Raw genomic sequence first — 6,569 nt, 5'->3', positions numbered from 1 at the left:
CCCCCAGGCCCCAGAGGTAGAGCAACGCCTTCTACTCGGCGGCCGTGCAGGCCGGCTCGCAGAGTTGGCAGGCGTTCTTCTACGGCTCCTCGGACGCGGCCAACTCGATCACCGTCGACAAGACTCCCGCCTCGCTCTGGCTGATGGCCCTCTCGGTCCGCCTCTTCGGGCTGAGCAGCTGGTCGATCCTGGTGCCGCAGGCGCTGCTCGGCGTCGCCTCCGTCGGCGTCCTGCACGCCGCCGTGCGCCGCTGGTACGGGCCGGTCGCCGGCCTGCTGGCCGGTGCGGTGCTCGCGGTCACCCCGGTGGCCACGCTGATGTTCCGGTTCAACAACCCCGACGCCCTGCTGGTGTTCCTGCTGGTGGCCGCCGCGTACGCCACGGTGCGCGCGGTCGAGACCGCGAGCACCCGGTGGATCACGCTGACCGGCGCGCTGGTCGGCCTCGGCTTCCTCACCAAGATGCTCCAGGCGTTCCTGGTGATCCCGGTCTTCGCCGGGGTCTACCTGCTGGCCGCGCCGACCGGCATCTGGCGGCGGATCCGCCAGCTGCTGCTCGCCGGGCTGGCCGTGGTGGTCGCGGCCGGGTGGTGGGTGGCGGTCGTGGAGCTGGTGCCGGCGAGCGCCCGCCCGTACATCGGCGGCTCGCAGCACAACAGCATCCTGGAGCTGACCCTCGGCTACAACGGCCTCGGCCGGATCACCGGCGACGAGGAGGGCAGCGTCGGCGGCGCCGGTCGGATGGGCGGCGGGGGCGGGGGTCCGTTCTCCGGACAGTCCGGCCCGCTGCGGATGTTCGGCACCGAGGTCGGCGGTCAGGTCTCCTGGCTGCTGCCGGCCGCGCTGATCCTGCTGGTCGCCGGGCTGTGGCTGGCCGGGAGGGCGGCGCGTACCGACCGGACCCGGGCCGGGCTGCTCCTCTGGGGCGGCTGGCTGCTGGTCACCGGGCTGATCTTCAGCTTCATGTCCGGGATCTTCCACGCGTACTACACCGTTGCCCTGGCCCCGGCGGTCGGCGCGCTGGTCGGCATCGGAGCGACCCTGCTCTGGCGGGCCCGGACGACCCCGGCGGTCCCCGCCCCGCCGGACACCGCTCGGCCGGACGCCGGCGCACCGGCCGCTCCGGGGGCGGGCGGGCCGTTCGCTCCGGGCCGGCGGCGCGGGTTCGCCGCGACCCTGATCCTGGCCGGTGCCCTCGCCGTCACGGCCTGGTGGTCCTGGCACCTGCTCGGTCGCAGCGCCGACTGGTACCCGTGGCTGCGTACCGCCGTGCTGGTGGTCGGCCTGGCCGCCGCCGCGCTGCTCGTGCTCATCGACCGGCTGCCCCGCCGCGCGGCGCCGGTGCTGCTGGCCCTGGCCGCGGCGGCAGCGCTCGCCGGCCCGGTGGCGTACTCGCTCCAGACGGCGGCCACCGCGCACACCGGCTCGATCCCGAGCGCCGGCCCGGCCGTGCAGGGCGGCTTCGGCCCCGGCGGCCGCGCCGGCTTCCCGGGCGGCGGTCGCCTGCCGGGCGGCATGGCGGCCCCCGGCGGCCAGTTCCCCGGCCTCCCCGGCGGCCAGAACGGCGGCACGGCGCAGAACGGCGCCACCGGCCAGTTCCCCGGCCTCCCGGGCGGCCAGAACGGCGGCACCGCCCCGGGCGGCGACGGCCGGTCGCCGCGCGGCGGCGGCATGGGCGGGCTGCTCGACGCCCGCGAGCCGAGCGCCGCGCTGAAGGCGCTGCTGGAGGCCGACGCGGACGACTACACCTGGGTCGCCGCGACGGTCGGCTCGAACAACGCCTCCGGCTACCAGCTCGCCACCCGCGAGCCGGTGCTGCCGATCGGCGGATTCAACGGCAGCGACCCGTCCCCGACCCTCGCCCAGTTCCAGCGGTACGTCGCCGACGGACGGATCCACTACTTCATCGGCGGCGGCGGCTTCCGGGCCAACGGCGGCAGCGACGCCTCCGCCGAGATCGCCGCGTGGGTGGCCGGGAACTTCACGGCGCGGACCGTCGACGGCGTGACCGTGTACGACCTGAGCAGCGGACGGCAGGGCTGAGCGATGACCGACACACGCGAACCCCGGGCCGCCGTGCGGGCCCGGCCCACGGAGCCCACGGCGGTGCTCGACGTCGTGGTGCCCGTCCACAACGAGGAGGTCGACCTGGGCCCCTGCGTCCGGCGGCTGCACGCGCACCTCAGCGCGCAGTTCCCGTACCCGTTCCGGATCACGGTGGCCGACAACGCGAGCGTGGACGGCACGCTCGCGGTGGCCGAGGCGCTCGCCGCCGAGCTGCCCGAGGTGGGGGTGCTGCACCTTGACGACAAGGGGCGGGGCCGGGCGCTGCGGGCCGCCTGGTCGGCCTCCCCGGCGCCGGTGCTGGCGTACCTGGACGTGGACCTCTCCACCGACCTGGCGGCGCTGCTGCCGCTGGTCGCCCCCCTCCTCTCCGGTCACTCGGACCTGGCCATCGGCACCCGGCTGGCGCGGACCAGCCGGGTGGTCCGGGGCGCCAAGCGAGAGGTGATCTCGCGCGGCTACAACCTGCTGCTGCGCGGCACCCTCGCGGTGCGCTTCTCCGACGCCCAGTGCGGGTTCAAGGCGATCCGCGCCGACGTGGCGGCCGGCCTGCTGCCGCTGGTGCAGGACACCGGCTGGTTCTTCGACACCGAGCTGCTGGTGCTGGCCCAGCGTGCCGGCCTGCGGATCCACGAGGTGCCGGTGGACTGGGTGGACGACCCGGACAGCCGGGTCGACATCGTGGCCACCGCCCTGGCCGACCTGCGCGGCATCTGGCGGCTGGGCCGGGGCCTGGTCACCGGGGCGCTGCCGCTGGCCGACCTGCGCGCGCAGCTCGGCCGGGCGCCGCTGCGCACACCACCGGCCCAGGTGCCGGTCGGGCTGCCCCGGCAGCTGGCCCGCTTCGCCGTGGTCGGGGTGGCCAGCACGCTCGCGTACCTCGCGCTGTTCGTGCTGGCCCGCGGCCCGCTCGGGGCGCAGCCGGCGAACCTGCTGGCGCTGCTGGTCACCGCGGTGGCCAACACGGCCGCCAACCGGCGGCTGACCTTCGGCGTCACCGGCCGCCGGCACGCCGGCCGGCACCACCTCCAGGGCCTGCTCGCCTTCGCCCTCGGCCTGGCCCTGACCAGCGGTTCCCTGGCGCTCCTGCACGCCACCACCGGCACCCCGCCCCGCGCCCTGGAGCTGTCGGTCCTGGTCGGGGCCAACCTCGCGGCGACCGTCCTCCGCTTCACCCTGCTCCGCCTCGCCCTGCACCACCGCCCCTGACTGCGGAGATCTTGGCGCGTTTCCGTTCGCGCCGGACGGAAACTCGCCACGATCCGGAGCGGGAACCGCGCGCCGGCGTGGCAGGGTGGAGGGATGTACCGGGAGGGGCCGGCGCCCGGGATCCCCGGGGCCGTGCGGTGGGCGAGCGTCTCGCAAGGCGACGGGCCCGTGCGGGTGCTGCCGGACGGGTGCCTGGACCTGCTCTGGTCCAGCTGGTCCGGTCTGCTCGTCGCGGGGCCGGACCGCACCGCGCACCTGTCGGTGGGCATCCCGGGGGAGCGGTGGGTCGGGCTGCGCCTGCCGCCGGGCACCGGGCCCGCCGTGTTCGGGGTGCCCGCCGACGAGCTGCGGGACCAGCGGGTGCCCCTCGCCGACCTGTGGGGACGGGCCGCCGCCGACCTGGCCGACCGCGTCGAGGCAGCCGACGCCCCACCCTTCGGCGCCGGTCGTGCCTGGCACCGAACTCCCGGACGTCCACCGGCCGCCGCGTCCGCCGGTGGCAGCCCACCCGCTCCGGCACTGGCCGGGTGGTCGGGCCCCTCCGTCGCCGCCGTGCTGGAGGAGGTCGCGCGGGGCCGGTTGCGGGCCGCCGGTGGTCCGGACCCGCTCGGGGCGCGGGTCGCCGCCCGGCTGGCGGCCGGCGCGACCGTCGCCGCGACCGCCGCCGAGGTCGGCCTCGGCGCGCGGGCCCTGCACCGGCGCAGCCGGCTCCTCTTCGGGTACGGCCCGAAGACCCTCGCCCGCATCCTGCGGATGCGCCGCGCCCTCGACCTGGCCGGCGGCGGGACCCCGCTGGCCGAGGTCGCCGCCCTGGCCGGGTACGCCGACCAGGCCCACCTCACCCGTGAGGTGACGGAACTGGCCGGCGTCCCACCGACCCGCCTGCGGCCGCCCGCCCGCGACTGACGCCCGCCACCCGGCCGCACGCCCGATGTCGCACGCGGGGCGCCAGGCCGAGCTGGTCGGGCGCCGCTCGTCGGCGCCTTTCGAGCTGACGTCGGGAACGACTCGTCGGCCGAGGTCAGCCCAGCGTGCGACATCACCAGCGACTCAGCTCGAAAGGGTGCCAACAGCAGGCGCCGTACCAGACGGACGCGCTCAGGCGGGTGGGCTGAGGCAGACGGCTCCGGGCGAGAGCGCCACCCGCTGCCGGCGGCCGTTGCTCAGCTGGCCTTGAGCGGGGCGAACAGGTCGACGCCGTTGCCGTCCGGGTCGTGCAGGACCGCGTACCGCTGGCCCCAGAAGGCGTCCCACGGCGCCAGGTGGCCGTGGTGGCCGGCGGCGGTCAGCTCGGCGTACCAGCGGTCCACCTCGGCCGGGTCGGCGCAGCGGAAGGCCAGGCTGGCGCGGGGGCTGCCGGTCGCCGGGGTGTGGCCGGCGTCGAAGCTGCGGATCGTCCCGACGGTGTCCCAGGCCAGCCGGACGCCGTTGTCGAGGGTCACCTCCACGTGCGGCTCGCGTTCGGCGCCGGGCGGGACCGGCAGCCCGAGCCGGCGGTAGAAGTCCAGGGTGCGTCCCATGTCGGTGACGACCATCCCGATGAGATCGAACTGCGGTGTCATGCGGCCACGGTAGAGGCCGGCGGGCCGGCCCGTCTTGAACAGATCGGACGGGGGACGAGTCGCCGGTGTGGCCCGCACAATCAGGACCAGAAGCGTACGGTGGGGCAAGTCCGGCGTAGAGCAGTAAAGCTCTCATATCGGGCCGGACTCCGATGACTGGCGAAGGGAAGGAAACAGCCGTGACGCACCTGGCCTACCTGGACGCGGGATCCGGCAGCCTCATCGTGCAGGCGGTGGTCGGCGGGGTGGCCGGCGTGGCGGTCGCCGCCAAGCTCTATTGGAGACGCCTGGTGGCGCGGTTCCGCCGGCAGCCCACCGACCAGGGCTGACCGGCGTGGCGCTCCCCGACACCGGCCTGCGCGCCGAGCCCGGCTCCTTCCGCGACCCCGGCAACCGGGTCTTCCACCGTGCGGGCGAGGTGCTGCGCGGGCTGGACGAGCGGTCCGCGCGCGACTGGCGCGCCCTGGCCGCCAGCGACTTCTTCCGCGACCTGCTCGCCAACCGCCAGGTCTGCGCCACGGAGGAGCTGTTCCCCACCCCGGTCGATGTGCCCTGGGCCGCGGTGCTGCGCCACGAGCGGATCCCGTTCGTCTCGCACCCCTACGAGTGGTCGTACGGGATGCTCCGCGACGCCGCCCTGCTGCACCTGGAGGTGCTGCGCGCCGCGCTGGCCGCCGGCTTCACCACGAAGGACGGCTCCGCCTACAACGTGCAGTGGCGCGGCGCTCGGCCGGTCTTCATCGACGTCGGCTCGTTCGAGGCGGCCCGCGACGGCGAGCCCTGGGCCGGCTACCGGCAGTTCTGCCAGACGCTGCTCTACCCGCTGCTGGTCCAGGCCCACCTCGGGCTGGACTTCCAGCCCTTCCTGCGGGCCCGGATCGACGGCATCGAGCCGGACCAGATGCGCCGCCTCTTCGGTGGGGCCCGGCGCTGGCGGCCCGGGGTGCTCACGCACGTGCACCTGCACGGCGCGATGCAGGACCGCAACGCCGAGGCCAGCACCAGCGCGGTGCGCGCCCAGCTCCGGTCCGCCGGCTACTCGCGCGAGCTGGCCCTGGCCACCGTGCGCGGGCTGACGAAGCTGGTCCGCAGGGTGGACCACCGGCCGGGGGAGACGCACTGGTCGGACTACCAGCGCACGTGCGCGTACTCGGTGCCGGACCGGCAGGCCAAGGAGCAGTTCGTCGACCGGGCGGTGGCCGCCACCGGGCCGGGCCGGGTGCTCGACCTGGGCGCCAACGACGGCCGCTACGCCCGGATCGCCGCCCGGCACGCCGACCACGTGGTCGCCGTCGAGCAGGACCCGGGGGTGGTGGACGCCCTCTACCGCGCACTGCGCGACGAGGGGGAGGGACGGATCCTGCCGTTGGTGATGGACCTGGCCGACCCCTCGCCCGGCGGTGGCTGGCGGGGCGTCGAACGGGCCGCGTTCGCCGACCGGGCCCGCGCCGACGTGGTGCTCGCCCTGGCCGTGGTGCACCACCTGGCGATCGGCCGGAACGTGCCGCTGCCGGAGGTGCTGGACCAGCTCGTCGCGCTGACCGTGACCGGCGGCAGCCTGGTGGTCGAGTTCGTGCACCCGGACGACCCGATGGCCCGCCGCCTGCTGGCCAACAAGCCGGACGGGCTCTTCCCGGACTACCGCCGGGAGGTGTTCGAGTCGCTGCTCGCGGCACGCGGGCGGGTCGTCGGCCGCACCGAGCTGCCGTCGGGCACCCGCACCCTCTACCAGGTG

The 6,569-nt window shown here is 75.9% G+C and carries 5 protein-coding genes and 1 pseudogene; 5 read left to right on the top strand and 1 reads right to left on the bottom strand.

What is annotated here, in order from left to right; genetic code table 11:
* Positions 1-20: 20 nt before the first annotated feature.
* The 3 genes and pseudogenes from F8274_RS29455 to F8274_RS29445 all read left to right on the top strand — a co-directional run.
* A pseudogene (locus F8274_RS29455) lies at positions 21-2,042 on the top strand (ArnT family glycosyltransferase); the annotation flags it as partial.
* A gap of 3 nt (positions 2,043-2,045) precedes the next feature.
* Complete coding sequence (locus F8274_RS29450) at positions 2,046-3,272, top strand: glycosyltransferase (RefSeq protein WP_151465618.1); 1,227 nt, start codon at positions 2,046-2,048, stop codon at positions 3,270-3,272.
* A gap of 93 nt (positions 3,273-3,365) precedes the next feature.
* A complete protein-coding gene (locus tag F8274_RS29445; RefSeq protein WP_151465617.1) occupies positions 3,366-4,178 on the top strand; it encodes a helix-turn-helix transcriptional regulator in 813 nt (270 codons plus the stop codon).
* A 257-nt stretch (positions 4,179-4,435) separates the two neighbouring features.
* On the opposite strand, the gene F8274_RS29440 is transcribed toward F8274_RS29445, so the two are convergent.
* Positions 4,436-4,834 (bottom strand): VOC family protein, encoded by a 399-nt coding sequence (locus tag F8274_RS29440; RefSeq protein WP_151465616.1) that lies wholly within the window; start codon positions 4,832-4,834, stop codon positions 4,436-4,438.
* A 179-nt stretch (positions 4,835-5,013) separates the two neighbouring features.
* On the opposite strand from F8274_RS29440, the gene F8274_RS31485 reads away from it, so the two are divergent.
* Both F8274_RS31485 and F8274_RS29435 read left to right on the top strand, forming a co-directional pair.
* On the top strand, positions 5,014-5,163 hold the full coding sequence (locus F8274_RS31485; protein ID WP_167364301.1) for a hypothetical protein: 150 nt from the start codon (positions 5,014-5,016) through the stop codon (positions 5,161-5,163).
* Positions 5,164-5,168: 5 nt separating this feature from the next.
* Positions 5,169-6,569, top strand: a 1,401-nt coding sequence (locus tag F8274_RS29435) for a class I SAM-dependent methyltransferase (RefSeq protein ID WP_151465615.1), incomplete at its 3' end; no start/stop codon positions are given.

Source organism: Micromonospora sp. AMSO31t, assembly GCF_008868175.1.
In the GTDB taxonomy this organism is placed as follows: Bacteria; Actinomycetota; Actinomycetes; order Mycobacteriales; family Micromonosporaceae; genus Micromonospora.
This window is presented reverse-complemented; position numbering and strand designations above follow the sequence as displayed.